Below are 26,598 nucleotides of genomic sequence, written 5' to 3' on the forward strand. Positions count from 1 at the left end.
ACGGGGCGTTCAGCCGGCCGACCTCGCGGGCGGCACGCGCGGCGGCCTGGTTGGGTGCGCGCGGCACAATCGAGGGATAACCCGGCGAGGCGCCGGGCCGGACCTTTAGGCTCGCGAAGCCTGAGTTGCCCCTCCCCGGCGACGTCCGAACACGCAGCCTCTGGAGGCCCGCATGTCCTCGCGCAGCCCACTCCGCCGTACCGCGTCGATCTCCGTCGCCGCCCTGACCGTAGGCCTCGCCATGACCCTGGCGACCGCCCCAGCTCAGGGTCAGGCGATGAGTGGGTCGCGGGGCAACGACAAGATCAGCGGGACCAACAAGCCCGACCGGATCAGCTCGCTGGGTGGCAAGGACACGGTCAAGGCCAAGGCCGGCAAGGACGTCGTGAAGGCCGGCACCGGCGAGGACACCGTCTACGGCGGCGGCGGCAACGACCAGCTGTGGGGTCAGGACCACCGCGACTCCCTGTACGGCGAGTCCGGCAACGACCTGCTGATGGGCGGCAACGGCAACGACCTGCTGGACGGTGGGTCCGGCAAGGACACCGTCGTGGGCGGCCCGGGCAACGATGACCTGGCCGGCGGCGGTGGCCGGGACACGCTCAAGGGCCAGGGCGGGGTCGACGTGCTCCGCGGCGGAGCCGGCAACGACAGCCTGATCGCGGCCGAGGGTGCGGACACGGTGTACGGCGACGGCGGCAACGACAAAGTCTCCGGTGGCGACGACAACGACCTCATCTACGGCGGCGACGGCAACGACTCCCTCGGCGGGGATACCGGCGACGACGTCATCTACGGCGAGCTCGGCGACGACTTCCTCGCCGGTGCCAGCGGCAACGACACGCTGTACGGCGCGGAGGGCTCGGACCGGATCAACGGCGGCGACGGCGACGACCACATCGAGGGCGGGCCCGGCGACGACGGCGTCCCCCGGTCGCCGGGTCGGTGCAGGCGGGGTTCGACAACGGCACCGACGGCAAGCCCGAGCTCAACGGCGGACCGGGCAACGACACCATCCTGGGCGGGGAGGGGCGCGACAAGCTGCTCGGCCTCGGTGGTGACGACGTCCTCGATGCCGGACCCGGCGACGACTACGCGATGAACGCCGGTGACGGCAACGACGTGCTCATCGACGGCGACGGCGACGACCCGCTGGTCAAGGGCGACCCGGGCGACGACACGTTCTTCGTCGGCGCCGGCAAGGACAAGATCTTCGGCGAGCAGGGCAACGACACCGTCTACCTGTACGACGACGGAGACTACGACGAGATCCTCTGCGACGACGTGGACGACCGCGGCACCAGCGCTGAGGGGAAGAACGACAAGGTCATCTACGTGGGCCGGATCGACCCGCTCGACAAGCTGAAAGCCGACTACGGCCCGGGCACGTGCGAGTCGATCACCGTGATCGACTACCTGCCCGAGGGGTGGCCCTACGGGCCGGTGCCCGGGCTGGCTGCTGGCAGGGCCGCGGGCTTCCAGCGCTGAGGGGCTGCGGTGCCGGGATCCCCGCTTAGGCGGGGATCCCTGCGCTTCGGGGGCGTGCAGTCCCCCATAAGTGCGAGGAAGGGTCACCAGCCTCAGGCGGGGCGGAGTCGTCGGGTCGACCCGGGGCGTGGGACCCGACTAGTCCGGTTGCGCGCAGAGACCGGCTGTCAGGCCGCATGCCCGGAGCGCAGACCTGGCGGCGCGGCGCAGCCGCGCCTTGACTAAGTAAGGGTGAATTCGACAACCCGGCGCGTTGATGGATGTCGTGTCCTGCCAGGTGCTTGACGCTGGTGTGCCAGGCGCCTGCTCGGCAAATTGCCGCGACGGCAGCCCTCGGGTCGACGATGCTTGCGGCCTTGGGCTGGAGGTCGGGAACGACATTTAATTGCGTTGTCGTTGATCGTGCATCAGCCCCGCTCGGTCCCCGTGGTGGTCGCCGGGCGCCGACGCGGCCGCGCGGATAACGTGGCGCGCCCAAGAAACACAAAACCGCAGGTCACGTGGTTTGACCTGCGGTTTTGCTGGATGTACGCCATCAGGGACTTGAACCCCGAACCCGTTGATTAAGAGCCTCGGCATGGATGTGCGCGTTGGTGTTTAACGGCCATCCGCATGGTCAGGTGAGGCCGTTCGGCAGTTGGCTCGTGCTGGATAGTGCGCCTCGGCTGCCGTCTGAACTGCAGTCATGAAGCAGCGGTGCGCTGCGAGAGACTGGTTAGGTGATCGATCGGGTAATCGCTTCGCATGCAGCGTTGGGACTTGGCGGCCCGGCACCACTGGGCCGCCTAGCCGAAAGCCGCGTGCATCTGCTCCGGGGGCGGGTGCCGCGCCTGCCCCCTAGTTCTCCGAGCCGCTCTGTTCGGCGGGGCGTTGTCGCGTCTCGATGTTGGAGGAGGTCGACGAGACTTGGGAATGGGTCCTGGCGCTGTGGATTCTTGACGCCGCGTCCAGTCGACGCGCTGCTTCGGTGATCCCTATGACCGTTTTGGTGTAAGCCGTTTTCACCGACGCCTCAGCGCGTCGGTCCTGGGCTGAATGCGGAATGTCCATGCAGGGGTGTTTGGGCCACGGTGGTCCGATCAGGTTGAAGTATGCGCACCCGCCGAATTCGTCTCGAAAAAACCAGACCGGCGCTTTGCAAAGGGGACAGATGGCGTTGGGGGTGCGTGGCATGGTTTCCCATGCGCCTGGGGGATATGACCCGGTCGAGTGAGACGACGGTGGAGTGTCGCCAGAGCCTCTGGGCGGGCTGGAGACGCGGAAGAGCGGGGAACGAGAGGACTTCAGCCAAGGCACCGGGAGGCGGTTCACAGTGTGGCCGGAGACCCAGTGAATCGTTCCGCTCGTGCTTTTACGCCAGTGTCCGCGTCGGTGATACTGAGCCACTTGAAGTCCTCTCTGCGTCGGGCACGAACTGAGGCTAGTCAGGCGCAGCGGCTTCGAAGGGCCGTTCACCCAGCAGGCCCGTTCGACCATCCGTGTGAAGGCGTCATCCGCTGTCAGGACGCAACACCGTGCGCACCGGGTAGCGGCCCCAGGAGCAGCTTCTTGATCAGGACACAGTGATGCCGGACGTACGCCCCGAACGTGGCCCAGTGACAGCTGCACCTAATACCTGCTATTGGATGATCGGGGGTGATGTACGGATAGGTGACATCTTGAACTGGCCCCTTGTTTGGGTTCAAGTCCAGATGGGTGCAAGCAGTAGACCGCAGGTCACATCACGTTCTGCCGCTTAGGGATGGTACTCCCATTCATAGTAGCCGTCGTTCAGCATCTTCAAGTAGACCTCGGTCTGACCGCCGTCGACGTCCTCAACGGCGCAGATTACGAAGTCGCCATCGCCGTAATTTCGGTCAACTGGGCAGGAAACGCTGGTGTCGACGATTCCTGCCTCGTCCAACTCCTGCTCGATTGCCCGCTCCATCGCAGGGATCTCAACCTCCGTTTGCGACCAAGACCAGATCGCAATTCCAACTCCGCTCACCATTAGTACGAACCAGACGATGGGGAGCGCGACGGTTGTCCTAGTAAGACGTGTGCGGTTGATGAGGTGCGCTGGCGCTCCGACTACATATAGGAGGAGGGTGAGCAACCAGAACGCGCGACTCGTGTGGCCAGCAGAATGGAGGACCTCGTGATCGCGATATGCACACTGCGCGGCGGCCAGCACCAGCAACGCCGAAAGAGGAATCGTCCAATCGCTTTCCCAGAACACACTCACCCCCAAGATCGGGATCGGGGATAGAGCGAGTAGCCAGGCCCAACTGTTCGCTACGCCGTGGTCTGGGTAGGGGGCAGCAACGTTGGAGTGGAACGGTCCAACTGGATCGCCGGGTCGGGGCGCTTGGGGGGTTGCGGGGACCCATCCCTGTCCATCCCAGAACTGGGTCCCATCGGGGCTGACGATGCGGTGGTCGTCCGGTTCAACGGCGGCCCACTCCTGTCCATTCCACTTCTGCATACCGTCGGGGCTGAGGATTGGACCGCTCTCATCGTTCGTCACTCCCGCACTATCTCAGTAGAACGGGGTGCCCTACGGGCGATCAACAATCTCGGCTGCAGGGCAAAGGTCGATTCGTCCTGATCGTGAGACCTGACCGTCGGGGACGGGGACGGGGACGGGGACGGTGCGAGGGTCGCGGCTTTGCACCCTAGTTGGGCTAGAGTCCACCCGGAGGTTAAGGATTATCGGAAGGGCGAATCGTAGAAGTTAACGAGTCTTCCTTCGAATATGCACTCCGCATCGTTGGAGATTCCTAGATGTCCTTGCCAGTTCTGACAGGGAACGTATCCCTGTTGCCGCAGACTGACTCTGGTGGTCGCTCTGTCGCCCCTGCGCGAAGAGCGGTTCCTTCCGCTTGTCGCTCAGCCTGTCGGTCCCGTCGGGAAGACTGTCGTCGTGACGAGGGGTCTCCAGTCAAAATCGAAGAGGTGCGCAGATGCACGAGGTATGGGGGGTTGCACGGGTGAGCGCGAATCAGGTGCGAGCGCAGAGATGATGCGCGCATGACCGGCAAGAAGAGCGCTGCGAAGCTCCATCACTATGTGCCGCAGGGGTACCTTCGGGGATTCGCGACGAGCCAAGAGCGCATCAGGGTCGTGCCCCTTGACCGCACCCGGCCGCCATACACGCCGAGCGTGAAGAACGTGGCTGCGCAGAACCACTTCCACACGGTCGGCGAGTTCGAGGAGCCGGATGCGTTCGAGAAGGCGCTCAGCGAAGTCGAGGGCCAGGCCCTCGGTATCATCAGGGGCTTTGCCAAGGGCGAGTTTCCTCCCTCCGAGGAGAACAGGTGGGCCTTCGCCCACTACATGGCCTTGCAAAGCGTGCGCGGGCCGGATACCCGGAGGACAACCGAGCACCTCCGCGCGACCATGGTTCGGCTCGAGGTAGGTGTCGGTGGTCGCAAGAACGTCGGTACTTGGATCCGTGAGAACCTTGGGTTCGATCCGTCGCCGGAGCAAGAGGATCGAATTTGGGACGAAGCCACCCAGCCCGGTGGACCGCCGATCGGATTCTCAAACCTGGCTCACATTCAGAACACGGTCGCGACCGCAATCGAACTGACGCCCTACCTTGCCATCCGTCCCTGGGGACTCGTTCGCTTCGACCGACGCTCCCTCATCACATCGGATGCCCCAGTCAGTCTGGTGCGCCGACCGGATGACGAGCCATGGGAAGGAGTCGGCTTCGCGACGGCACGGGGCGTCACCTTCCCGCTCACTCGCAAGTTGGGGCTGCTCATGAGTGATCCCATGGCGATGTTGGAGGGTGCCGGAGCGGAAGATCCGCGTGTCCAGCAGCTCCGCGAGATGGTGCTTGCCGGACGGATCGACCGGATCCAGTCAGGGACCACAGCAATGGAGAAACTGTTCAACCTGCACACGGCGGAATCGGCTAGGGAGTACGTCTTTCACCACCCCGAGGACGAGCGGTACGTCCCTGTCAATCTGCCCGAGCCGGACGTGGTCAACATCAAGCCGATGGGTGGTCTCGTTGATATGGATTTTGACGGTGAGCCGCTGTTCGCATCCGATTGACGTGAGACCAATCTGGCGGAAGTTGGCGTGCTGCGCACCGGGGTTGCCTCGCTTTCTACCCAGTCCCGACCTCCGACACGACCACTACACCCTCATCTGTGATGAGCCACTAATGGTCGCCCGGACGATGGGCGACGGTGTCACACTGCCTGAGTGACCTATGCAGCCTTGGCCATCTCCGTTATGGCCTTAGCCTTTACTGTTGCTTCTTTCTGGTGGCTCAATGCCCGGCGAGGAAGGTTGATGGGTATCGAGCCAACGACCTGGGCTGCGCATATCAAACGTGACAAACGCTCCGTCCTGCGGCTACCACTTGTGGTGTACAACACGGGTGCCATGCCGCTCATTGTGGTTCGGCTTCAACTCCGTTTCCTGGCGTCTGGGCACAGTCTTGAGTGGGAATGGACTGCTTCGAAAGTCGAGCCACATGGTGATGAACGAGACGCGCGCAAAGCGTTCGTCGTCGCCGGTCGATCTGCGCACGAAACCGTGGCGGTCTTCATGGGAAATTACCCTTGTCGACGACGCTCGAAAATGAGGCCATAGCGACGGGCGAAAACGAGGCCACCCCGACAGATTGGGTGGGTGATCTCAGTGGAGGATTGGGCTCTGATTCGGCGGCTGGTCGCGGACGGGGTTCCGCAGCGGCAGGTCGCGCGGGATTTGGGGGTCGGACGGTCGACGGTGGCGCGGGCGGTGGCCTCGGATGGGCCACCGAAGTACGAGCGGCCGGCGGTCCCGACGTCGTTCGATCCCTACGAGGCTCGGGTGCGTCAGCTGTTGAAGGACACCCCGGACATGCCGGCCACCGTGCTGGCCGAACGGGTGGGATGGACCGGGTCGATCACCTGGTTCCGTGACCACGTTCGGCGGCTTCGTCCCGAGCATCGGCCGGTCGACCCTGCGGACCGGTTGGTCTGGGCGGCCGGGGATGCGGCGCAGTGCGACTTGTGGTTCCCGCCGAGGAAGATCCCGCTCGAGGACGGCACGAAGGTGTTGTTGCCGGTGCTGGTGATCACCGCCGCGCACTCCCGGTTCGTCCTGGGTCGGATGATCCCTACCCGTCGGACCGAGGACCTGCTGACCGCGACCTGGGAACTGGTGCAGGAGTTGGGGCGGGTGCCGCGACGGTTGATCTGGGACAACGAGCCCGGCATCGGCCGCGGCAAGCGTCACGCCGAAGGGGTCGCGGCGTTCACCGGCACGCTGGCCACCAGCCTGCACCGGCTGCGGCCCCGGGATCCGGAGTCCAAGGGGATCGTGGAGCGACGCAACCAGTTCTTCGAGACCTCCTTCATGCCCGGTCGGACGTTCGCGTCGCCAGCGGACTTCAACACCCAGTTGGCTGAGTGGCTGACGATCGCGAACGCCCGGACGGTCCGCACGATCAAGGCCCGCCCGGTCGATCTGGTCGAGGTCGACAAGGCCGCGATGCTGCCCCTGCCGCCGGTGGCACCGGTGGTGGGCTGGACCAACCGGGTCCGGTTGGGACGCGACTACTACGTGCGCCTGGACTCATCGGACTACTCCGTCGACCCGGCACTGATCGGCCGGTTCGTCGACGTCACCGCTGACCTGCGCCAGGTCCAGGTCAGCCACGATGGGCGGGTCGTGGCACGGCACGACCGGGTCTGGGCACGCGGGCAGACGATCACCGACCCGGCCCATGTCGCGGCCGCAAAGGTCCTGCGCGAGCAGTACCTGACACCCGTCCCTGCCACCGCCGAACCAGACGACCCGCTGGTGCGGGACCTGGCCGACTACGACCGCGCCTTCGGACTCACCCACGGCAGCGATGAGGATGTGGCCTGATGGGCGCGGCGAAGAAGCCGGCCACTGGTGAGGCGCTCAAGCAGCTCACCTACCTGGCCAGTGCGTTGAAGGCGCCCCGGATCACCGAGTCCGCTGCCCGGTTGGCCGACCACGCCCGCGACTCCGGGTGGACCCATGAGGAGTACCTGGCCGCAGTCCTGGACCGCGAGGTCGCCGCCCGCAACGCATCCGGGGCCCAGCTGCGGATCCGTGCTGCCGGGTTCGGTGCCCGGAAGACGCTCGAGGAGTTCGACTGGGACGCCCAACCAGGAGTCCGGCAGCAGATCGCCGCCCTGGCGTCCGGCGGGTTCCTGACCGAGGCCCGCAACATCGTGCTGCTCGGACCGCCCGGCACCGGAAAGACCCACCTAGCCACCGGCCTGGGCATCGCCGCCGCGCACCACGGCCACCGGGTCCTGTTCGCCACCGCCACCGAGTGGATCACCCGACTCACCGACGCCCACCGCGCCGGCCGGCTACCCCAAGAGCTCACCCGGCTACGCCGCTACGGGCTGATCATCGTCGACGAGGTCGGCTACCTGCCCTTCGAACAAGACGCCGCGAACCTGTTCTTCCAGCTCGTGTCCAGTCGCTACGAGCACGCCTCGCTGATCCTCACATCCAACCTGCCCTTCAGCGGCTGGGGCGGCGTCTTCGGCGACCAAGCCGTCGCCGCCGCGATGATCGACCGCGTCGTGCACCACGCCGACGTCCTGACCCTGAAGGGCGCCAGCTACCGACTACGCAACCGCGGCATCGACACCCTGCCCAGCATCAGAACCCAAGACACGGCAGACTAGAACCCACAACCGGTGGCCTCGTTTTCCACCGTCGGATCGGCCCCAGATCCGAGCGTTGCCGACAACCCTGGTCTCGTGCCTGTGGGAACGAGTCATCGGGTTGTCCTTGAGGGCTTGATCGCGGGGCGTTCTCAGTGGTCCAAGCTGTGCCACTTCAACCTCGAGTTGGGCAACCTAATCCACCCTTCGAGTTAAATCACATACACGAATCAAGCGACGTATCTGAGTTTGCAGGACCTTGACGAGGGTAGACAGCGTCGCGAGAAGCTGCGTGAGGCTTGGGGACTGGTAAGTGCTGAGCCAGAGAAGGAACAGAAAGGAATCGTCGCTCCAGCCGGAGAGTCGCAGTAGCCTCCCTGGGATCGGATTCGTCCGCTCCCCATACCCGCCCCGCAGCGCGGAGGGACCGGCCGCCAGGCCGCATGCCCGCAGCGCGCGGGGAGCGCCGGCGAAGCCGGCGCCCTTGACTTAGTAGAGATCAATTCGGCAACCGGTAATCGGACTGCGGCACTCCACCCACTATGGGCGCCCATCTGGCAGCCATCCAGCTCCTCGGGACCGACGGATCGCCACCGCTCCACCGCCTGGTGGACCGCCGGTTGGCGCAGCAACGTGAACAGGAGTGCTCCTTTCATGCGTGATATGCGTCGACCGTAGCCGCGAAGGCTAAGGGGAAGCGTTCGCAGTCTGGTTGTCACCACCAACTCATGACAGTTGTCAGCAGCCCTCAGGCTTTGTCGCGCGTCGTCGACTCTGCCACTCGCAGGGCGACGCGCTTGGATAGAAAGCGAGCCGAGACCGGCGGGGAAGATCTAGTCCACGACTTCACCCCCGAGGTCCGACCCAGGGCGCTCGCCACGGCGACGAGGACGCTGCTCAGCAGCGCCGCGCTTCGGGCGAATCGGCTCTTGGTGATCGAGATGGTCGCCCGTTGCTACCTGGGATCGCCTCCTGGGGGCTGTCACAATTCATGTCCGTGCGCAGGCGAACGCCCACCTCGGCCTCGAGCTCAGGGAAGCCACTGCGCGCTGGCACCAGGCCCCCTGCTGGTGGCGTAGGTGGCTGCAGCATCTGGACGTCAGATTTTCGAGTGCGACCTCCATCGGCATCAGGGGAACCGGTGCGGTCGCTCACCGGCCTGGGGCCTGAACCATTTGCGGTACGAGGCGACCGACAACGATGCCTACGTCCTGCACCCGCATGTGCGAGCCTACGAAAGGGCGGGCCAGCGGCTCCTGGATTGGTAGTACTCAGGTGCTTCCGGGGTCTCGTTGAACTCTAAGAGCCCGCCGACCTTCTGGAGGAGGACATCTCGAACCTCCGACGGTGTGGCGAAGAAGAACTCCCGGCGTTCGTTGACGAAGTTGACTCTTCGATCAGCGAACGCCTTGTGCAGTTCGTTCTCAAGCGTGACAGCGTCATCTGAGAAGAACAGTGCGTGGGTGTCGTAGAGAAACGGCACGGACGCATCGCCAAGCTCTCGTACACGATCCCTGGGTTCGAGGCGACGGGTCATGCCAATCTTCACGATGTTGGGCCCAAGGGCGCCAAGGTTGGAAATGACGTAAATGTATCCAGCGCGGATGTTGGCGGTGCGGTAGTCATTAGCTTCGATGGCGTCCTCGATCTGGGCGAGGCGGCCTGCGAGTTCATCTGCGGCTTGGTGGTCGCCATTCGCACGGAGTTGCGCGAGCGCTGTCTCGTAGTGTGACTTCTCCTTCTCGAGTCGTTCGCGCTCCGCAGCCAACTCCTGTTCGGCCTTGCGCTGCTCCCGAAGCAGTTCACGTTCCTCGCGAGCCTGCTCTTTCTCCGCTTGGACCTTCATCTGGTAGTCCGCGGTGAGCTCGAGCTCTGCAATCCGCAGTTGGTGGTAGTCGGGGTTGACTCGCATCTCCATAAGGACGCCGAGTTTCTCAATGGCCTTCATTGCGTTCTCCAGCCGCTTCTTGGCGGTGGAGATGTTGCCGTTGCGCAGTGATCGAACACAGTTGTCAGCTTCGGCGTTGTATGCACGAAGCATGAGCTTGGCGAAGTCTCCTACCATTTTGCGTCCCTTTGCGAGCGACCCGTCGAAAGTAAACAGATCCGCAGCAAGGACTGCCAAGTTTCCCTTCACCAGTTCGTCGATACGGCTATCGATCTGCGCCAGTCGGTCTCTGTATGCCGCTGCGTCCTCAAGCGGGTGGTGGTAGCGGTAGATGCCGACGTCCTGGAGCACTCGCTGGTCGTTCAACTCGATGACCTCGCTGCCGCCGGCCTGGGTGAGCGCATTCTCGAGATCCGCGATGCGACGCAGGAGCGCAGTGGTCTGGTTCGTAGCTGCGGTCGAGGGGAGGTGGGGTTGCGTCACAGGCGACGGCCTCGGCGGCTCGGTCGGGGCTGGGCCGACGCTCGGTTGCACCAGCACCTCGGAAGTCAGCGGGGGCACCTGAGAGGCTGACGAAGCCGGTTGCGTAGAGGCGTCGTCGTCTGGCAACCACAATTGCCACCCATCCGGCATTGGCGGCCAAGAGGGGTCTGGCTTCCAGTCGGCCGGCGGGATCCAGCTGGCAGGCGGCTTTGGCCAGCCGGGTGGCGGGTTGAACCGCATTACTGGCCACGCTGCCGGACGCCGCGGCTGGTATTCGCCGGAGTGAGGTCGAACGGGGACTTCGACACCGCGGCACCGAGGTGGTCAAGGGTGGCAGACGGTACGACGTTTGCAAGGTCGAAGGAATTGAATGTCTCTCGATCTGCGGCGACCATCACGAGCGGCACGTACTCGGGCTGTCCAGTCGCAGGAGCGACGCGGTTAACGCCGACGGTGAGTGCGACGGAGTGGATCTTGCCGGCGCGGTCTGCTTCAAAGACCTCGTGGAGTGTGCGGACAGCTACCTGGTGTACGGCTGCGGTGTACCGGTCCTTTTGAGCCTTCGCGGTGAGCGGGCTGGCTGTGATCTCGTCCTTGGCCTTTACGTAGCGATACTCCTTAACCGAAGGCACCGTGGACGGCTCGGGGATGGCTACCTGAAGCGTGAGTTCGCGGGAGGCGAGGTCAAAACTGTGATCGTGCTCGACCGGGAACACGTCGGGGTAGACGGAGTTCGAGAGAACGATGCCGACGTAGTCCTCAATGGCGTACTCGACGTCGAACGCGAGGTCGTTGATGAACTTGGTCAGCTGTTCGTTCTGAGCCATGGCTTCTGCATCGCGCTGGGCGCATTCGGCCTCGTAGGCGGCCTGTGACTCTGCGAACTTCATGAGTCGGTTCACTTCGTTCTTCTCGCGAACCACCCTTGCTGCTACCAGGTCGGCGTGCTTCTTGGCCTTGGTGATGGTCCAATGCTCGATCTGCCGCTGGTGCTCGGCCTGGGCGGCAGCGAGGGCCGCATCGTGCTTCTTCTTCCCGCCGAATGCTCCAGCGAGACCCTTAGGCGCCGGGGGCTCTTCGTAGGTCGGTTCCGGCGGGTCCACAAGTTCAGAAACGGGCGGAATTGGAGTGCCGAGCGTCCCGGGGTCAAAAGGCGGGTGCTCGGCAGTGACCTTCAACGACTCCAGGTCGACGTAGTCGTCGGTGCCGAGGGTCCAGGCGAGCAGCCCATCGATGTCTTCGTACGACGAGGCGAGGTCGTTGTTCATGGCTTCGACCTCTGCGGTTCGTGCCTCGACATGAAGGCGAGCCGCTTCCTTCTCCGCGGCCTTGCGCTGCGCGTCGGATGCTCGGGCAGCAGTGGCCCGGGCCCTTTCGGCGGCCTTTAGGGAACGCTCGTGCTCGCGAACCGCAGAGCTACGCGCGCGAACAGCCTGCGCCTCCTGCTGCCGTCGGCGTTTCTCCGCCTGCTGCGCCTGATAGTTCAGCTCCGCGAAAAAGCCGCGCTTCGCCATGATTGCCCCCTTCACCTGGATTCTCCGGAACGCTCAGCACCGTAGACCCACGGACCGACACATGCAGCGAAACTTGGAGGCGGTACCAAACCCGAATTGAGTTTTGTCCCTCGTTGGCGCGCAGCGTGTCGGGAAGCTCTTCGAGGAGGGGGTGTGACCACGTGATCGGGGTCCAGTTGTGGTCGGAAGTTGTGGTCACCGGGCGCGGACGCCGTCCCGCGGATGAACCGTGGCCTGCTGGAGAAAACACAAAACCGCAGGTCACGTGGTGTGACCTGCGGTTTTGCTGGATGTACGCCATCAGGGACTTGAACCCCGAACCCGCTGATTAAGAGTCAGCTGCTCTGCCAATTGAGCTAATGGCGCATGCCGGTGAAGCGAGAGCAACACTACCAGCGGCCCTCAGGGGCGACAAATCAGCCCCCCTCAGGCGGTCCCGCCGGGCTCCAGCCGGGCCCCGGGGTCGACCCGGACGCCCTGGCCGACGCGGGTGTCGACGCCGAGCAGGACCAGGTCCTCGTCGCGCGCCAGGCGGGCGGACGGCAGCTCGCCGACGCGGGCGTCGGACTCGATCTCCGCCCGTTCGTCCACGATCGAGGTGCTGACCGTGGCGCCGCGGCGTACGACGGTGTCGGCGAACAGCACGCAGTCCTCCACGACCGCCCCGGCCTCCACGAGCACGCCGGGCCCGAGCACGCTGCGGCGTACCGTGCCGGCGACGTCGACTCCGGGGGCGAGCAGGCTGTCCTCGACCCGGGCGCCCGGGCGGATCCGGGAGGCCCACCTGTCGGGCCAGTGGGTCAGCACCGGGCGGTCCGGGTGGTCGAAGACGTCGACCTCGCCGGCCAGCAGGTCCCGGTGCCCCTGGAGGTAGGCATCGGGGCGCCCCAGATCCCGCCAGTAGCCCGGCAGGGGAGCGGCGCGCGCCGCTCCGGCCGCCACCAGCGCCGGCAGGAGATGCTCGCCGAAGTCGCCGATGCCGCTGTCCGCGTCGTCGCTGCGCCCCGCCAGCTTCGCCCGGAGCACGAAGAGCTGCTCGAGCAGCGGTGCGGTCTCGTAGAGGATCACCTCGGTGGCCACCACGCCGGTCGTGGGTCGTGCTGGCTTTTCGGCGACCCCCGTGATCTGGCCGTCGGAGCCGGCCTCGATGACGACGTTGTGGGAGGCCTCCTTCTTGGTCACCTCCGCGGTCATCACCGTCACCGCCGCGCCCGAGGACTGGTGCTCGGCGATCGCCTCGCGCAGGTCGGCGTTGAAGATGTGGTCCGCGCTGGTCACCACCAGCGTCCGGGCGGCACGGCCCTCCAGGTCGTGGGCCATCCGCAGCAGCAGGTCGCCGTTGCCGAAGGCGAACCCGTCCTCCGAGGCCGGCCCGCTGCCGGTCTGCGGCACGATCCGGCGAAACCCGCGCCGATTGGCGTCGAGGTCCCACGGCCGCCCGCCGGAGAGGTACTCGTCGATGGAGGCCACCTGGTATTCCAGGGACACCCAGACGTCCCGCAGCCCCGAGTGCACCATGCTGCTCAGCGCGAAGTCGATGAGCCGGTGCGACCCGGCGTACGGCAGCGCGGGCTTGGCGCGCTCCCGGGTCAGCACGTCCATCCGCGACCCCTGGCCGCCTGCCTGCACCACCGCGAGCACGTCTTGTCTCATGAACCAACCGTAGGGGGCGCCCCAAGGATCACAGCGACTCCAGCACCGCCTGCGCCGCGTTGTGCCCGCCCAGGCCGGAGACGGCGCCGCCGCGGCGCGCCCCCGACCCGCACAGCAGCACCGACTCCACGTCGGTGGCCACCCCCCAGCGCTGGCCCGGGTCGTCGAGCCGCGAGCGGTTGGACGCCCAGGGCCACTCCAGGTCCCCGTGGAAGATGTGCCCGCCGGGCATCGCCAGGTCGGCCTCCAGGTCCTGGGGGATCTTCGCCTCCAGGCACGGCCGCCCCTCGGCGTCGGTGAGCAGGCACGACTCGATCGGCTCGGCCAGGTGCTCGTTGAGCGAGGCCAGCGCTCGCTCCACCGCCAGGGCGCGGGTCGCCTCGGGGTCGGCGGCGAACAGCGGCTCGGGGGTGTGCAGCCCGAAGTAGGTCAGGGTGTGCGCTCCGGTCCCGGCCAGCTCGCCCAGGACCGAGGGGTCGGTGAGGGAGTGGCAGTAGACCTCGCCGGGCAGCACCGAGGGCAGGCGTCCCGCGGCCGCCTCGGCGTACGCCGCCTCGAGCTTGCTGAGGTCCTCGGACAGGTGCAGGGTCCCGGCGAACGCCTGTGCCGGGTCGGCGCCGGACCTCAGCGCCGGCAGGCGCTTGAGCAGCAGGTTGATCTTGAGCTGCGAGCCGACGGGCTTCATCACCTCGTCGTGGTCCTCGCCGAGCAGGATGCTCAAGACCCAGGGCGCGACTCCGGACAGCACCCGGCGGCAGGTGACGGTGTGCTCGCGCTGCCCGTCGTGCCAGGTGACCTCGGCGCCCTGAGCGCCGGCGGCGATGCCGCTCACCCCGGCGCCGCCGAGGATCTGCGCGCCGGCCTCGGAGGCCGCCCGAGCCAGCGCGTCGGTGACCGCGCCCATGCCGCCCACCGGCACCCGCCACTCGCCGGTGCCGTTGCCGAGCAGGTGGTAGAGGAAGCAGCGGTTCTGGATCAGCGACTCGTCGTGCAACGAGGCGAACGTGCCGATCAGGGCGTCGGTGGCCACGACCCCGCGCACGGTGTCGTCGGAGAAGCGGCGCTCGATGGCGGCGCCCAGGGGAGTGGTGACCAGGTCCTGCCACAGCTGCGGGTCGACGCCGGCGGCGATCTCGCGCTCCAGGGGCAGCGGCTGGAGCAGGGTCGGCGCCAGGGCCCGGGTGAGCTCGCCGACCTCGCCGTAGAACTGCTGCCAGGCGGCGTACTCGTCGTCGCCGCCGGTCAGCTCGCGGAACGACGCCCGGGTCGCCTCGCCCTCGGGACGCTCCACCAGCAGCCCCGAGCTGCGCCCGTCCCGGCGGTACGGCGTCCACGAGGCGGTGTCGCGCGAGACCAGGCGGATGTCGAGCTCCAGGTCGGAGATCAGCTGCTCCGGCATCAGGCTGACCAGGTAGGAGTAGCGCGAGAGCCGGGCGGGCTGGCCGGGGAACGTCTGGGTGGAGATCGCGGCGCCGCCGGTGTGGGCCAGCCGCTCCAGCACCAGCACCGAGAGCCCGGCCCGGGCCAGGTACGCCGCCGCCACCAGGCCGTTGTGACCGCCGCCGACCACGACGACGTCGTAGTCATTTCTAGTCATCGAATTGGTCACTCGGTCAACCTATGTCACCCGATCGGTGACCAGACGGGTGATTCCATTCCCGACCGATACCGGCCAGTTTAGGGTCCGAACATCAGCCCGGGAGACCAGTCAGGACAGAGGAGGCGCGGGTGAATCGACGTAGGCCCATGGGCCTTGCCCTGCTGCTCGTGCTGTTCGCCGTCGTCGGCTACTACGTGCTGTGGGTGCAGCCCAACCAGGCCCGCGTCGTCGAGGCCTTCCCGGTCGGGCTGATCGCCGGGATCTTCGTGTGCACCCGCCGCCGGGCGTGGCCGGTCATGGCCGTGCTCGTCCTGGCGCTCAGCACGGGGCTCTACATGGCCAACGGCCGGGAGCTCCTGGTGGCGCTGGCCTGGTCCGTGGGCGCCTGCGCCGGAGCGTGGGTCGCGGCCACGGCCGTGACCCGCGGCGGGACCCACCGCCCGGCGCTGCTGACCGAGCGGGACCTGACGTACTTCATCACCGGAGGCTTCCTCGCGGCGCTGCTCTCCGCGCTGCTCATCACGGCCTTCAGCGAGCCCCTGCAGGTGAGCACCCCCGAGGTGGTCTTCCCGGCGGTGTTCCTGCCGCACTTCGCCTCCTACCTGGTGCTGCTGCCGCACTTCATGGGGCGGCCTCGGTTCCCCGGGGTGGCGCCGCTGAGCGAGCGCATCCTGCAGTGGGTGCTGACAGTGCTCTACACGCTGGTCGCGTTCTCCCCGCTGGACCTCGGTCCCAGCATCGCGTTCGCGATCATCCCGTTCCTCGGCTGGTCGGCGCTGCGGGCGCCGATGCGGGAGACCATCGTCCAGCTCATGGTGGTGGGCACCATCGCCCACTCGATGACCATCCAGGGCTTGGGTCCCTTCGCGACCGACGCCGACACCACCTCGACGCGCTCGGAGCTGCTCGGCGCCGGCGTCGGGTTCTTCGTCATCGCGTGCGCCCTCACCGCCATCCCCTTCGCCCTCGCCGTCGGGGTGCAGCGCCGGGAGAGCTGGCAGGCTCGTCGCGAGCAGGCCAAGGTGCAGCAGCTGGTGCAGAGCGCCTCCGGCATCGCGATCATCGGCACCGACCGCACCGGACACATCGACATGTTCAACCCCGGCGCCCAGTCCGTCCTGGGCTACTGCGCCGAAGAGGTGATCGGCCGGCAGCCCTCGATGTTCCACTCCCAGGCCGAGATCGAGCGCCTGGCCGCCAAGCTGGGCATCCAGCCGCGCTTCGACCTGGTGGCCCTGGAGCTGGCGAACCCCAAGTACGCCGGCTTCGACGTGGAGTTCATCCGCAAGGACGGCAGCGTCCGCACCCTCCAGCTCAGCATCTCCCGGATGGTGGACGCCTCCGGGCGGGCCATCGGCTTCGTCGGCACCGGCGAGGACGTCACCCGCCGCGTGCAGCAGGCCCGCGCCCTGGAGGACGCGCTGGCCGCGGAACGCCTCGCGGTGGAGAACCTGCGCGAGATCGACCAGGTCAAGGACGCCTTCGTCTCCGGGGTGAGCCACGAGCTGCGCACCCCCATCACCAGCATCCTGGGCTATCTGGAGATGCTCGAGGAGGGCGGCTTCGGGCCCATGCAGCAGGGTCAGGTGCAGGCGCTGGGCCGGGTCAAGGGCAACAGCCGCCGGCTGCTCTCCCTGATCGACGACCTCCTGACCCTGTCCCGCATCCAGGACGGCAGCCTCGCGGTCGCCACCTGCCAGCTGGACCTGCGCGACGTGGTCACCGGTGCGCACGAGGAGATGGCGCCGGGCCTGCAGGCCGCCGGCATCGAGTTCTCCTGCACGGTGCCCGACGAGGAGGTCTTCGTGGTGGGCGACGAGGAGCGGCTGGGCCGGGTGCTGGTCAACCTGCTGGGCAACGCCGCCAAGTTCACCGACCGGCTGGGCAAGGTCGACCTCACCCTCTCGGTCGAGGGCGGGACCGCGGTGGTCGCCGTACGCGACACCGGCATCGGCATCCCGTCATGCGACCAGACCAAGCTCTTCGACCGGTTCTTCCGCTCCAGCGTGGCCCACGAACGGGCCATCCAGGGCAGCGGTCTGGGGCTCTCCATCGCGCGGGCCATCGTGGAGACCCACGGCGGGCGCATCGACGTGGAGTCGGGCGAGGGGGTCGGCTCCACCTTCCGGGTGCGGCTGCCGCTGGAGGGCCAGGAGCCGGTGGGCGTCCAGGACCAGCTGGCCGTGCTGGGCGAGTCGACGTACGACGACGAGCCCGGCGACGTCCTCGCCTCCTGAGCTGGAGAACGAGAAAGCCCCTGACCCGCATCTGTGCAGGTCAGGGGCTTTTTCGCATGGGGTGAACGACGGGACTTGAACCCGCGACATCCGCGACCACAACGCGGCGCTCTACCAGCTGAGCTACGCCCACCATGAGGCCCCGACACTGCCGGGGCCGAGGAAAGTGTAGCGGTATCAGCTCGGCTGGTCGGAATCGGGGACAGTCTCGGCCTGCTCCGCGTGCAGACCCGTCAACGTGCCCGCGTGGCGGGCCGCGATCTCGCGCGCCTTGGCGGTGTCCGGGCCGGGCTGCGGCACGAACACGGCCTCGCGGTAGTAGCGCAGCTCCTCGATGCTCTCCTGGATGTCGGCCAGGGCGCGGTGGTTGCCGCGCTTGGCCGGGGAGGCGAAGTAGGCGCGCGGGTACCAGCGGCGGGACAGCTCCTTGATGGAGGAGACATCCACGTTGCGGTAGTGCAGGAAGCCCTCGAGCAGCGGCATGTCCCGGGCCAGGAAGGCACGGTCGGTGGCGACCGTGTTGCCGGCGAGCGGGGGACGGCTGCCGTCGGGGCAGTGCTCGCGGATGTAGGCCAGCACCTGCTCCTCGGCCTCGGCCATCGCCATGCCGCCGTCCAGCTCCAGCAGCAGCCCGGAGGTCTCGTGCATGGAGCGGACGAAGTCGATCATCTGCTCCAGCGCCTCCGGCGGGGGCTTGATGACGACGTCGACGCCCTCACCGAGCACGTTGAGATCGAAGTCGGTCACCAGGGCGGCCACCTCGATCAGGGCGTCGGCCCGCAGGTCCAGCCCGGTCATCTCGCAGTCGATCCACACCAGTCTCTCGTTCACGAACGGTCACACTACTGCGCGGTCCCGAGAGCGTGGCCATGCTCACCTCGCAGAGGGTGGGGGATTCAGTTCTGATTCAGGCTTCGGGCCTAGGGTGCTGGGTGTGGAGTGGCTGCGGACGACCCTGAGGAACGGTGGGAGGACCAACGGTTGGTGGCCGTGGTTCGGCACCCTCCTGCGGCTGGTCACCGGCGGCGTGTGGCTGGTGGCCGGTGGGCTCAAGATCGCCGAGCCCTGGGAGAGCGTCCGGGCCCTGCGCGCCTACGAGATCCTCCCCGAGTCGGTCGTGCCGACGGTCGGTCACCTGCTGCCGACTCTCGAGGTCGTCGTCGGTGCGTGCCTGGTGCTGGGTGCTCTCACCCGCCTGAGCGCGGCCGTCTCCGCAGGCCTGTTCGTGGCGTTCGTGATCGGCATCGTGTCGGTGTGGGTGCGCGGCATCGAGATCGACTGCGGCTGCTTCGGCGGAGGAGGGGCCAAGGAGGGTGCCTCCTCGGCGTACCCCCTGGAGCTGGCCCGCGACGCCGCACTCCTGCTGGCCTCGCTCTGGCTCGTGGTGCGTCCGCGCTCCCGGCTGGCCCTGGACAACCTGATCTTCTCGCCCGCTGGGCGAGACCCCGAAAGGAACGACGATGGCGAAGAACACCCCCAAGAAGAACTCACCGGGCGCCCGAGCTGAGGAGCGCGAAGCCGCCGCGGCCAAGCGCGCCTCCCGCCAGGACCGCAAGGAGCGTGCCGCCGCCGCACTCGCGGCCCGGGAGAAGGCACGCAAGCGCAAGGAGCGGCTCGGCATCGCCGCGGTCGTCGTGGCAGTGCTGCTGGTCATCGGCGGGATCACCCTGTGGCAGATGAACGAGAGCGACAAGCGCGCCGACGCGGAGCCGCCGGCGAACGCGGTGGACGACTACGCCCTGGCGATCGGTGACCCCGAGGCCCCGCACACGCTGGAGATCTACGAGGACTTCCTCTGCCCGGCCTGCGGTGGCTTCGAGTCCCTGTCGAACGAGACCCTGGCGCAGGCCGCCGAGGACGGCAAGGTCTACGTGAAGTACCTGCCCTTCGAGCTCCTCGGCCAGTACGGCGACTACTCCAAGGAGGCCGCGAACGCCTTCGCGGTGGTGCTGGACGCCTACGGCCCCGAGGTCGCCAAGAAGTTCCACGACGAGCTCTTCGCCGACCAGCCCTCCGAGAGCGGTGACAAGCCCGGTGCCGACTGGCTGGTGGAGAAGGCCGTCGAGGCCGGCGCCGAGGAGTCGAAGGTCCGTCCCGGGATCGAGGACATGAAGTTCGAGTACTGGGTGGAGAACGCGACCACGAACGCGCTGGAGGACAACGACGTCGATGGCACGCCGACGATCCGGCTCGACGGCAAGGACGTCGAGGGTGCCGACTACAACCAAGTGCTGGCGAACATCATGTCGGCGATCGGCTGATGCAGGTCGAACGCGTCCAGAAGTGGGTGATGTCGGCGCTGATCCTGACCACCGCCGCCCACTTCGCCGGAGGGCTGGTGATCCTGGCGCTCACCGTGAAGAACCCCGAGGCCTTCCCGGTCCTGACCGCCATCGCGGTGATCATCTCGGCCCTGGCGATCGCCGGGACACGGGTGCTCAACGAGCTGCCGATCCTCACCCCCTGGCTGGTGACGGCCCTGCTGCCGCTGGCCGTCGGGCTGTACTTCCACTGACGTGCCAGACTCCGCCGGGTGAGCCTCTCCTCCTTCATCGCCGGCCTGCCCAAGGCGGAGCTGCACGTCCACCACGTCGGCTCCGCCTCGGAGCGCATCGTGGGCGAGCTCGCCGCACGTCACCCGGGCACCGTGCCCAGCGACCCCGCCGGGCTCCGGGGGTTCTACGAGTTCCGCGACTTCGCCCACTTCATCGAGGTCTACCTCGCCGTGGTCGACCTGATCCGGACCCCGGAGGACGTCCGCCTGCTCACCTACGAGGTGGCGCGCGAGATGGCCCAGGGTCAGCAGGTGCGGTACGCCGAGCTCACGTGCACGCCGTACACCTCGGTGCGGCCGCACGAGGCCGACCGGGGGATGCCCGTCGAGGCCTACACCGAGGCCATCGAGGATGCACGGGTGGCGGCCGAGCGCGACTTCGGCCTGGTGCTGCGGTGGATCTACGACATCCCGGGTGAGGCGGGACTGCCGGCGGCGGAGGAGACGCTGCGCTTCGCCCTGGACCACGCCCCCGCGGGACTGGTGGGCTTCGGGCTCGGCGGCCCTGAGATCGGCGTACCCCGGCCGCAGTTCCAGCCGCACTTCGACGCCGCCCGGGCCGCCGGCCTCAGGTCGGTCCCGCACGCCGGCGAGACGACCGGTCCCGAGACGGTGTGGGACGCGATCCGGCTGCTCGGCGCCGACCGCATCGGGCACGGCACGACCGCCGCCCAGGACCCCGAGCTGCTGGCGTTCCTGGCCGAGACCGGGATCCCGCTGGAGGTCTGCCCGAGCTCCAACATCGCCACCCGCGCGGTGGCCTCGCTGGCCGAGCACCCGATCACCGCCTTCCGCGACGCCGGCATCCGGTTCAGCATCAACTCCGACGACCCGCCGATGTTCGGCACCACGCTGAACCGGGAGTACGAGATCGCCGCCGACCTGCTGGACCTGGACGAGGCGGGGGTGGCCGAGCTCGCGCGCGCCGCGGTGCTGGCCTCCTTCGCCCCCGAGGACGTCCGGGCCCGGGTGCTCGCGGAGATCGACGACCACCTGGTCAGCGCGACCGCCGGAGCCTAGGCGTCCTCTGGTCGGCCGCCCCCGCCGTACGCCGTACCGTGAGCGCCATGAGCAACGACCTCCCCGACCTGCGGACCATGCGTGAGCGGATGCTCGCCGGCCAGCCGTACGTGACCGACAGCGAGATCGCCGCGATGACTGCCGCGGCGCAGCAGCGGATGGCTGCCTACAACGCGTGCGACCCGACCGATGCGGCGGGCCGGCGAGGCCTGCTGGAGGAGCTGCTCGGCGAGGTGGGGGAGGAGGTGGAGGTGCGCTCCCCGGTGTACGTCGACCACGGCGACCGGATCAGCATCGGGCCCCGCACCTTCGTCAACTTCGGCCTGACCGCCCTGGACGTCGCCCCGATCACCATCGGGGCCGACGTGCAGATCGGTCCGCACGTGCAGCTGCTGACCCCCACGCACCCGCTGGACGCCCAGCAGCGCAAGGACAAGTGGGAGAGCGCGGCCCCGATCACCATCGGCGACAACGTGTGGCTGGGCGGGGGCGTCATCGTCTGTCCCGGCGTGACCATCGGCGACAACACGGTGGTCGGCGCCGGCGCCGTGGTGGTCAGCGACCTGCCGGCCGGGGTGCTGGCGGTGGGCCAGCCCGCGAAGGTGATCCGTCACCTCTGATCGACCCGGAGACTTCCCCAATTTTGGGCCCAATCCGTACTCCTCGCTGCCGTCGAACCACTCGCGTAGGAGGGCGCATCGGGCGGCCCTCGACACAGGGAGGAACTCCATGAAGATCCGTACCGTCGCAGCAACGCTGCTGACCACCGCACTGCTCGGAACCGTCGCCGCGGTGCCGGCCCAGGCCGCCCCGGGCGACCAGCCGCTCGGCAACCGGAGCCTGGCCGAGGTGCTCACCTCGGACGGCAACCAGTTCGACCGCAACGCCGGCGACTACGACATCCTCACCGAGGCCGTGCTCGCGGTCCTCGCCGCCAAGCCGGACAGCCCGGTCAGCGTCCTGGCCGACGGGGACGTCGCGCTGACGGCGTTCGTGCCCAACGACCTGTCCTTCCGGCTGCTCGCCAAGGACCTGACCCGCAAGTGGCAGTTCGGGTCCGAGAGCGACGTCTTCAACACCCTGGTGGACGCCGTGGGCGTGGACGCCATCGAGCAGGTGCTGCTCTACCACGTGGTGCCCGGCGCCACGATCGACTCCGGAACGGCGCTGCGCTCCGACAACGCCGCGCTCACCACGGCTCAGGGTGCGTCCGTGACCGTCGACGTCGTGTTCCCCAGGTTCAAGATCGTCCGCCTCAAGGACAACGACCGCAACGACGTCGACCCGTTCCTCGACCCGACCGCGCTGGACATCAACAAGGGCAACAAGCAGATCGCGCACGGCATCTTCCTGGTGCTGCGCCCGCTCGACCTCTGAGCGGGATGACATGACGTCGAGGCCGGACCCTTCACGGGTCCGGCCTCGTCGTACGTCCCAGTGCGGGACAGGTGCGCCCCCGACAGGATTCGAACCTGTGACCGGCGGATTAGAAGGCCGCTGCTCTATCCAGCTGAGCTACGGAGGCGGGGGGTCGGGGTTCCCATCGGAATAAACATCGGGATAACCCGACGGTCGTTCCATGAGCTTCCGGCCTTGGCCAGGAGTCTAGGGCAGCGTCGACCTGGCTGCCCGGGTTGCCGTGTGCGGCCCGCTTCCCGTTCCGCTGTCGCTCGATACGCTGACAGCCATGAGTGCGGCTGGTCCCGACGACGAACAGGTCTACGGCTTCGCCACGGCCAACCGACTTCTTGCGGCCGAGATGTTCGCCCACCTCGACGCCGAGCAGTGGCGTACGCCGAGCCTGTGCGCGGGGTGGACCGTCCGGGAGGTCGCCGCCCACCTGGTGCCCCCGAGGGCGGGTTCACGGTCGGCTTCCTGCTCCGCTCCCTGTGGAAGTACCGGCTCGACCTGGACCGGATGGTCGACGAGACGGCCCGGGAGGCGGCCCAGCGTCCGACCGAGGAGCTCGTCGAGCAGCTGCGCAGCAGGGCGAGCAGTCGGCTCAAGCCTCCGGTCGTCGGGGCGCTCGGCCCGATGACGGACACCTGCATCCACCTGCGTGACGCCGCCCGACCCCTCGGTCTCGACGTCAACCCGGAGCCGGCGGCCTGGCGACTCGCGCTGGACTTCCTGGTCTCCAAGCCCGCCAGACGAGGACTGGTGCCGCCCGATCGCCTGGCTGGACTCCGCTTCCTGACCACCGACCAGGAGTGGACCCACGGGCAGGGAGCAGAGGTGCGCGGGAGCAGCGAGGCGATCGCGATGGCGCTCTCCGGGCGCTCGGCTGCCCTCCCCGACCTGACCGGTGCGGGGCTGCTCACCCTGTCCGGCAGGATCTCAGGGTGATCGCCGGGCTGCGGGTAACCCCGGGCGCTGCTCCCGGCCTGTGACGGCGTACGCCGGGTGCGCTGCTCCTAGCCCCGCCGCCACCACCGACGGCTGGGTGCCGGCTCGACCCGATGCCCGAGGGCGACTCGCAAGGCCCGCAGGGTGGCGGTGTCGCCCTCGATCTGAGGGCTGGTGCCGCGGTATCCCTCGAGCCACCGCAGCAGCGAGTCGGAGTCGTCGGCCAGCGTGAGCGCCACGGGTCCCGGCGAACCGGGGGCGATGGCGCCCACCTCCCGGTCCTCGCTGAACCGCACCCACCACGACCGTCCGGTGTCCGCGGCCACGAGGTGAGCGGGCGCGGGGTGCCAGACGACGTCGGCGCCGGGCTCGCTCCAGTGCGCCAGGGCCCGGTCGACGCAGTCCGACGCTACGTCGGGGTGCAGGGGCGGCGCGGCAGTGCCGCGAGCTTCGTTGGTCGCGCAAGCCACGCTGATCGCCTCGTGGGCCAGCAGGCGCGCCACGTCGTGAGACGTTCCCGGCCGGCCGAAGTAGTCGAGCTCCAGGTCCGGCCCGGAGTCCACGAGCAGCCGGACCAGCTGGTCGCGCTGCCGATCGATCGAGGCCAGCACGTCGCCGTACGCCGTCGGCGGCGGGCCCCCTTCGTAGGCGCGCCAGTCGGTCTCGGGGTGGGCGAGGAGCCACGCCCAGACCTGGAGCGTCGCCAGGTGCTCCCTCGCGTAGCCGAGCGCCTCCGCACCGTTCGGAGGCACGGAGGCGCCGGGCTCCAGCGCACCCAGGACGTCCAGCGCGGCGCGTCCGTGGAGGTCGAGCAGCTGGAGGTACTGCGCGTGCGGGAGGGGGTGGGTCGAGGTCACGCGATGACCCTAGGCGAACCGGGGGCACGGACTCAGCGCCACCAGTCGGCGGGGATCGGCGGCGTGTGAGCGGGAAGCAGGCGAGCGTCGACCTCCTGCTCGTAGGCGTAGGCGTAGCCGAGCAGCCGCGGCTCGGTGAACGCCTCGGCGAGGAACGCCAGGCCTGCTGACGTCCCGTCGGTCGCGACGCCCCCTTGGACCAGCACGTCCGGGTAGCCGGAGAACGCGGACAGGTCGCTGCCCCCGTCGGTCGGACGGACCAGTGCGTCGAGGTCGTTCTCGCGAAGAAGCGCGTCGAGCGCCGACCGCATCTGCGCCGGAGCCTCCGCGGCGGCCTTCACGTACGCCGGGTCGTCCTTGCCACCACGCTGCGCCTCGCTTGCGAGGCGGGTCAGGACCTCCGGAGCCATCCCGAACCCCGGCTGGGAGCTGGCCTCGTAGACCTCCTGGTGGGAGGAGACGGAGGCACCGGGTCGGAACGCCGCCAGGTACTCGCCCAGCTCGGTCCTGAACTCGGTCTCGGAGATAAGCGCGTAGGAGCTGGCACGCAACGCAAGGGCGTCGGCCGGCACCTCGAGATCGTCGACGACCGTGGCGCCCAAGCGACGCATGGTCCGCACGGCCGCGTCCATCATGGGATCGGTGGCGTCGGTGACGTAGTTGCGCAGGACTCCGATGCGCGCGCCCCGGAAGGCGTTCTTGCGCAGCGACGAGGTGTAGTCGCGGGGAATCCTTCCGCGGCTCGCCCTGGTGGCCGGGTCGCCGGGGTCGTAGCCGGCCAAGGTGTTGAGCACGAGCGCGCTGTCGGTGACGGTGCGGGTCATGGGACCTGCCGCGTCGAAGGTCGAGGAGAACGGCACGATGCCCGCGCGGCTGACCAGTCCCTTGGTCGGACGCACCCCCGCGAGCGACTCGGCGTTGACCGGTCCCCTGATCGAGCCCAGGGTGTCGCTTCCGATCGAGAGCACGGCGAAGTTGGCCGCGATCGCAGCCGCCGGCCCGCCGGACGACCCGGAGGGGGAGCGGGACAAGTCGTACGGGTTGAGGGTCTGTCCTCCAGCTGAGCTGTACCCCGCCCGGCCTCCGTGGGCCCACTCGTCCAGGTTGCCCTTGCCGAGGATGAGGGCACCGTCCTCGCGGAACTTGCGCGCGATCGTCGAGTCCCGGGCTGGTAGGGGGGAGAGGAGAGTCTTGGACCCCGCCGTGGTCGGCATGTCCTTGGTGTCGATGTTGTCCTTGAGGATCACCGGGATGCAGTGCAGCGGTCCCACCTTGCCCCTGGACTTGCGGTACTTGACGTCGAGGGCCCGCGCCTGCGCCTTGGCGTCCACCGCCACCGTGATGAGCGAGTTGATCGCGGGCCCTTGGTTCTCGTACGCCTGGATCCGCGTCAGGTAGCCGTCGACGAGCTGGGAGCACGTCAGGCTGCCCGACTTGAACGCCTGGTGGATGGAGGCGACGGTCGCTTCCTCGAGGACGAAGGGCTTGGATCGCGGACCGTGGGCCGAGCCCACGGTCGGAGTCGCGACGAGGGCGGCAGTGGCCGTGACCACCACGGCATTGATCAGTCGTGTCCGAGACAGCACGCTGAATCTCCTCAAGGGGCACGCCCCCGGCCATCGCCGAGAGCTGGAGCCGCTCACTGTGCCCGGGTGAGCCCCCTGGCTGGTGAGGTGCGCGTGACGTTCGTGTTGCGGGTGTGTTGCCCAGCGAGGCTCCGTAACCGATGCACGTCGAGACCCGCGGCGGTTGCTGGCCGGTGACGGTCTCCCGGGGGCAAGTCGCAGACCGCACAGCTCAGTCTGCGGATCGTCTGACTTTCGTGCGTGCCGACGCGTCACACCCGTGAGGCGCTGGGCACGGAGCCAGAACCCCGGGACATCTTCTACACGCCCGGCGTCTACGCCAGCGTCGGTCGAGACGGTGTGGCCCATCGCCAAGGGCGCGTCCCCGTCGAGCAGCGGGGCGGGTGGTCCCCGGACGGCAGGAGGTTCGTCTATGTCGGCCAGGAGGACGGCCGAAGCAGGCACAAGGAGGCCGCGCACGCGCTGTGGGCGAAGAACGTGGCGACCGGGCAGCTGCTCCGGCTCGGCCTCGCGGCGGACTCCTCCCCGAACGTCATCGGCTGGGAGTCGCCGACCGAGGTGCTCGTCTGGGTGCCGGCCGGCGACGACCCCGATGCTGGAGACAGCCGGGTGCCGCAGGCGCTGGTGCGCTGTGAGGTCTCGACCGGGGCGTGCGAGCGACCCGCGGACCCCCCGAGCAGGTTGGTCGACTACCCGATGTGGTGACGGGTGGCAGCGCTCTCGTCTGTTGGGCTCCA

The 26,598-nt window shown here is 68.1% G+C and carries 22 protein-coding genes, 3 tRNA genes and 1 pseudogene; 15 read left to right on the plus strand and 11 right to left on the minus strand.

All coding sequences use genetic code 11. The features are described from left to right. Positions 1 to 277 precede the first annotated feature (277 nt). Both C0R66_RS19330 and C0R66_RS05705 read left to right on the plus strand, forming a co-directional pair. Positions 278 to 1,102: a calcium-binding protein gene (locus C0R66_RS19330; RefSeq protein WP_158647917.1), complete on the plus strand. Its 825-nt coding sequence runs from the start codon at positions 278 to 280 to the stop codon at positions 1,100 to 1,102. Next, positions 1,042 to 1,488, plus strand: a complete 447-nt coding sequence (locus C0R66_RS05705; RefSeq protein ID WP_422385612.1) for a calcium-binding protein — start codon at positions 1,042 to 1,044, stop codon at positions 1,486 to 1,488. Before C0R66_RS19330 ends, C0R66_RS05705 begins: the two co-directional genes overlap by 61 nt. A gap of 1,735 nt (positions 1,489 to 3,223) precedes the next feature. Here the strand turns inward: C0R66_RS05705 and C0R66_RS18600 are convergent. After that, entirely contained in the window at positions 3,224 to 3,994 is a 771-nt protein-coding gene (locus tag C0R66_RS18600) for a hypothetical protein (protein ID WP_158647918.1), read from the minus strand. Between the two features lie 503 nt (positions 3,995 to 4,497). On the opposite strand from C0R66_RS18600, the gene C0R66_RS05715 reads away from it, so the two are divergent. From C0R66_RS05715 to istB, 3 genes are all read left to right on the plus strand, one after another. After that, positions 4,498 to 5,532, plus strand: a complete 1,035-nt coding sequence (locus C0R66_RS05715) for a DUF4238 domain-containing protein (RefSeq protein ID WP_101523885.1) — start codon at positions 4,498 to 4,500, stop codon at positions 5,530 to 5,532. 585 nt (positions 5,533 to 6,117) lie between these two features. Continuing rightward, positions 6,118 to 7,344, plus strand: a complete 1,227-nt coding sequence (gene istA, locus C0R66_RS05720) for an IS21 family transposase (RefSeq protein WP_158647919.1) — start codon at positions 6,118 to 6,120, stop codon at positions 7,342 to 7,344. Then, positions 7,344 to 8,144, plus strand: coding sequence for an IS21-like element helper ATPase IstB (gene istB, locus C0R66_RS05725; protein WP_101523886.1), 801 nt, complete (start codon positions 7,344 to 7,346; stop codon positions 8,142 to 8,144). Before istA ends, istB begins: the two co-directional genes overlap by 1 nt. A gap of 1,210 nt (positions 8,145 to 9,354) precedes the next feature. On the opposite strand, the gene C0R66_RS05730 is transcribed toward istB, so the two are convergent. The 5 genes from C0R66_RS05730 to C0R66_RS05750 form a co-directional block, all read right to left on the minus strand. Further along, entirely contained in the window at positions 9,355 to 10,494 is a 1,140-nt protein-coding gene (locus C0R66_RS05730) for an SNIPE associated domain-containing protein (protein WP_199286837.1), read from the minus strand. A 239-nt stretch (positions 10,495 to 10,733) separates the two neighbouring features. Continuing rightward, positions 10,734 to 12,008 (minus strand): hypothetical protein, encoded by a 1,275-nt coding sequence (locus tag C0R66_RS05735; protein ID WP_199286838.1) that lies wholly within the window; start codon positions 12,006 to 12,008, stop codon positions 10,734 to 10,736. Between the two features lie 293 nt (positions 12,009 to 12,301). Then, positions 12,302 to 12,374, minus strand: a tRNA-Lys gene (locus C0R66_RS05740). 60 nt (positions 12,375 to 12,434) lie between these two features. Further along, positions 12,435 to 13,661 (minus strand): glucose-1-phosphate adenylyltransferase family protein, encoded by a 1,227-nt coding sequence (locus C0R66_RS05745; RefSeq protein WP_101523888.1) that lies wholly within the window; start codon positions 13,659 to 13,661, stop codon positions 12,435 to 12,437. Positions 13,662 to 13,689: 28 nt separating this feature from the next. Beyond that, complete coding sequence (locus tag C0R66_RS05750; RefSeq protein WP_101523889.1) at positions 13,690 to 15,258, minus strand: phytoene desaturase family protein; 1,569 nt, start codon at positions 15,256 to 15,258, stop codon at positions 13,690 to 13,692. A 131-nt stretch (positions 15,259 to 15,389) separates the two neighbouring features. Between C0R66_RS05750 and C0R66_RS05755 the strand changes: the two genes are divergently transcribed. Further along, positions 15,390 to 17,498 (plus strand): ATP-binding protein, encoded by a 2,109-nt coding sequence (locus tag C0R66_RS05755; protein ID WP_158647920.1) that lies wholly within the window; start codon positions 15,390 to 15,392, stop codon positions 17,496 to 17,498. A gap of 57 nt (positions 17,499 to 17,555) precedes the next feature. Here C0R66_RS05755 and C0R66_RS05760 read toward each other — a convergent pair. After that, positions 17,556 to 17,631 (minus strand) — tRNA-His (locus C0R66_RS05760). A 44-nt stretch (positions 17,632 to 17,675) separates the two neighbouring features. After that, positions 17,676 to 18,329 carry an oligoribonuclease gene (gene orn / locus C0R66_RS05765; RefSeq protein WP_101523891.1) on the minus strand — a complete coding sequence of 218 codons (654 nt, stop codon included), beginning with the start codon at positions 18,327 to 18,329 and terminating at the stop codon, positions 17,676 to 17,678. Between the two features lie 103 nt (positions 18,330 to 18,432). On the opposite strand from orn, the gene C0R66_RS05770 reads away from it, so the two are divergent. The 6 genes from C0R66_RS05770 to C0R66_RS05795 all read left to right on the plus strand — a co-directional run bounded on the left by C0R66_RS05770 (position 18,433) and on the right by C0R66_RS05795 (position 22,449). Next, positions 18,433 to 19,005: a MauE/DoxX family redox-associated membrane protein gene (locus C0R66_RS05770; protein ID WP_241901590.1), complete on the plus strand. Its 573-nt coding sequence runs from the start codon at positions 18,433 to 18,435 to the stop codon at positions 19,003 to 19,005. Further along, entirely contained in the window at positions 18,959 to 19,759 is an 801-nt protein-coding gene (locus tag C0R66_RS05775; RefSeq protein ID WP_101523892.1) for a DsbA family protein, read from the plus strand. The genes C0R66_RS05770 and C0R66_RS05775 overlap by 47 nt, the downstream gene beginning before the upstream one ends. Then, complete coding sequence (locus C0R66_RS05780; protein WP_101523893.1) at positions 19,759 to 20,013, plus strand: hypothetical protein; 255 nt, start codon at positions 19,759 to 19,761, stop codon at positions 20,011 to 20,013. The genes C0R66_RS05775 and C0R66_RS05780 overlap by 1 nt, the downstream gene beginning before the upstream one ends. A gap of 18 nt (positions 20,014 to 20,031) precedes the next feature. Further along, complete coding sequence (locus C0R66_RS05785) at positions 20,032 to 21,072, plus strand: adenosine deaminase (protein WP_101523894.1); 1,041 nt, start codon at positions 20,032 to 20,034, stop codon at positions 21,070 to 21,072. 47 nt (positions 21,073 to 21,119) lie between these two features. After that, entirely contained in the window at positions 21,120 to 21,692 is a 573-nt protein-coding gene (locus C0R66_RS05790) for a sugar O-acetyltransferase (protein ID WP_101523895.1), read from the plus strand. A gap of 109 nt (positions 21,693 to 21,801) precedes the next feature. Next, positions 21,802 to 22,449 carry a fasciclin domain-containing protein gene (locus tag C0R66_RS05795; RefSeq protein WP_101523896.1) on the plus strand — a complete coding sequence of 216 codons (648 nt, stop codon included), beginning with the start codon at positions 21,802 to 21,804 and terminating at the stop codon, positions 22,447 to 22,449. Between the two features lie 74 nt (positions 22,450 to 22,523). Here the strand turns inward: C0R66_RS05795 and C0R66_RS05800 are convergent. Further along, a tRNA-Arg gene (locus tag C0R66_RS05800) sits at positions 22,524 to 22,597 on the minus strand. Between the two features lie 234 nt (positions 22,598 to 22,831). Between C0R66_RS05800 and C0R66_RS20240 the strand changes: the two are divergent. Both C0R66_RS20240 and C0R66_RS19335 read left to right on the plus strand, forming a co-directional pair. Further along, positions 22,832 to 22,876 (plus strand): annotated as a pseudogene (locus tag C0R66_RS20240) (hypothetical protein); the annotation flags it as partial. Continuing rightward, the gene (locus C0R66_RS19335) at positions 22,876 to 23,418 is read left to right on the plus strand and encodes a maleylpyruvate isomerase family mycothiol-dependent enzyme (RefSeq protein WP_241901591.1); all 543 of its coding nucleotides are present in this window, start codon (positions 22,876 to 22,878) and stop codon (positions 23,416 to 23,418) included. The pseudogene C0R66_RS20240 and the gene C0R66_RS19335, both read left to right, overlap by 1 nt. A gap of 68 nt (positions 23,419 to 23,486) precedes the next feature. On the opposite strand, the gene C0R66_RS05815 is transcribed toward C0R66_RS19335, so the two are convergent. Beyond that, the gene (locus C0R66_RS05815) at positions 23,487 to 24,275 is read right to left on the minus strand and encodes a hypothetical protein (protein ID WP_101523899.1); all 789 of its coding nucleotides are present in this window, start codon (positions 24,273 to 24,275) and stop codon (positions 23,487 to 23,489) included. A 32-nt stretch (positions 24,276 to 24,307) separates the two neighbouring features. Next, a complete protein-coding gene (locus C0R66_RS05820) occupies positions 24,308 to 25,861 on the minus strand; it encodes an amidase family protein (protein WP_158647921.1) in 1,554 nt (517 codons plus the stop codon). A 240-nt stretch (positions 25,862 to 26,101) separates the two neighbouring features. On the opposite strand from C0R66_RS05820, the gene C0R66_RS05825 reads away from it, so the two are divergent. Next, on the plus strand, positions 26,102 to 26,566 hold the full coding sequence (locus C0R66_RS05825; protein WP_158647922.1) for a TolB-like translocation protein: 465 nt from the start codon (positions 26,102 to 26,104) through the stop codon (positions 26,564 to 26,566). Positions 26,567 to 26,598 lie beyond the last annotated feature (32 nt).

This window comes from Nocardioides houyundeii, assembly GCF_002865585.1.
Classification (GTDB): domain Bacteria; phylum Actinomycetota; class Actinomycetes; order Propionibacteriales; family Nocardioidaceae; genus Nocardioides; species Nocardioides houyundeii.

Excerpts from the sequence above, each read along its gene's own strand:
- C0R66_RS19330 (WP_158647917.1), top strand. The coding sequence starts at position 278 with ATGAGTGGGTCGCGGGGCAACGACAAGATCAGCGGGACCAACAAGCCC.
- C0R66_RS05715 (WP_101523885.1), top strand. The coding sequence starts at position 4,498 with ATGACCGGCAAGAAGAGCGCTGCGAAGCTCCATCACTATGTGCCGCAG.
- istB (WP_101523886.1), top strand. The coding sequence starts at position 7,344 with ATGGGCGCGGCGAAGAAGCCGGCCACTGGTGAGGCGCTCAAGCAGCTC.
- C0R66_RS05735 (WP_199286838.1), bottom strand. The coding sequence starts at position 12,008 with ATGGCGAAGCGCGGCTTTTTCGCGGAGCTGAACTATCAGGCGCAGCAG.
- C0R66_RS05745 (WP_101523888.1), bottom strand. The coding sequence starts at position 13,661 with ATGAGACAAGACGTGCTCGCGGTGGTGCAGGCAGGCGGCCAGGGGTCG.
- C0R66_RS05750 (WP_101523889.1), bottom strand. The coding sequence starts at position 15,258 with ATGACTAGAAATGACTACGACGTCGTCGTGGTCGGCGGCGGTCACAAC.
- C0R66_RS05775 (WP_101523892.1), top strand. The coding sequence starts at position 18,959 with ATGGCGAAGAACACCCCCAAGAAGAACTCACCGGGCGCCCGAGCTGAG.
- C0R66_RS05780 (WP_101523893.1), top strand. The coding sequence starts at position 19,759 with ATGCAGGTCGAACGCGTCCAGAAGTGGGTGATGTCGGCGCTGATCCTG.
- C0R66_RS05790 (WP_101523895.1), top strand. The coding sequence starts at position 21,120 with ATGAGCAACGACCTCCCCGACCTGCGGACCATGCGTGAGCGGATGCTC.
- C0R66_RS05795 (WP_101523896.1), top strand. The coding sequence starts at position 21,802 with ATGAAGATCCGTACCGTCGCAGCAACGCTGCTGACCACCGCACTGCTC.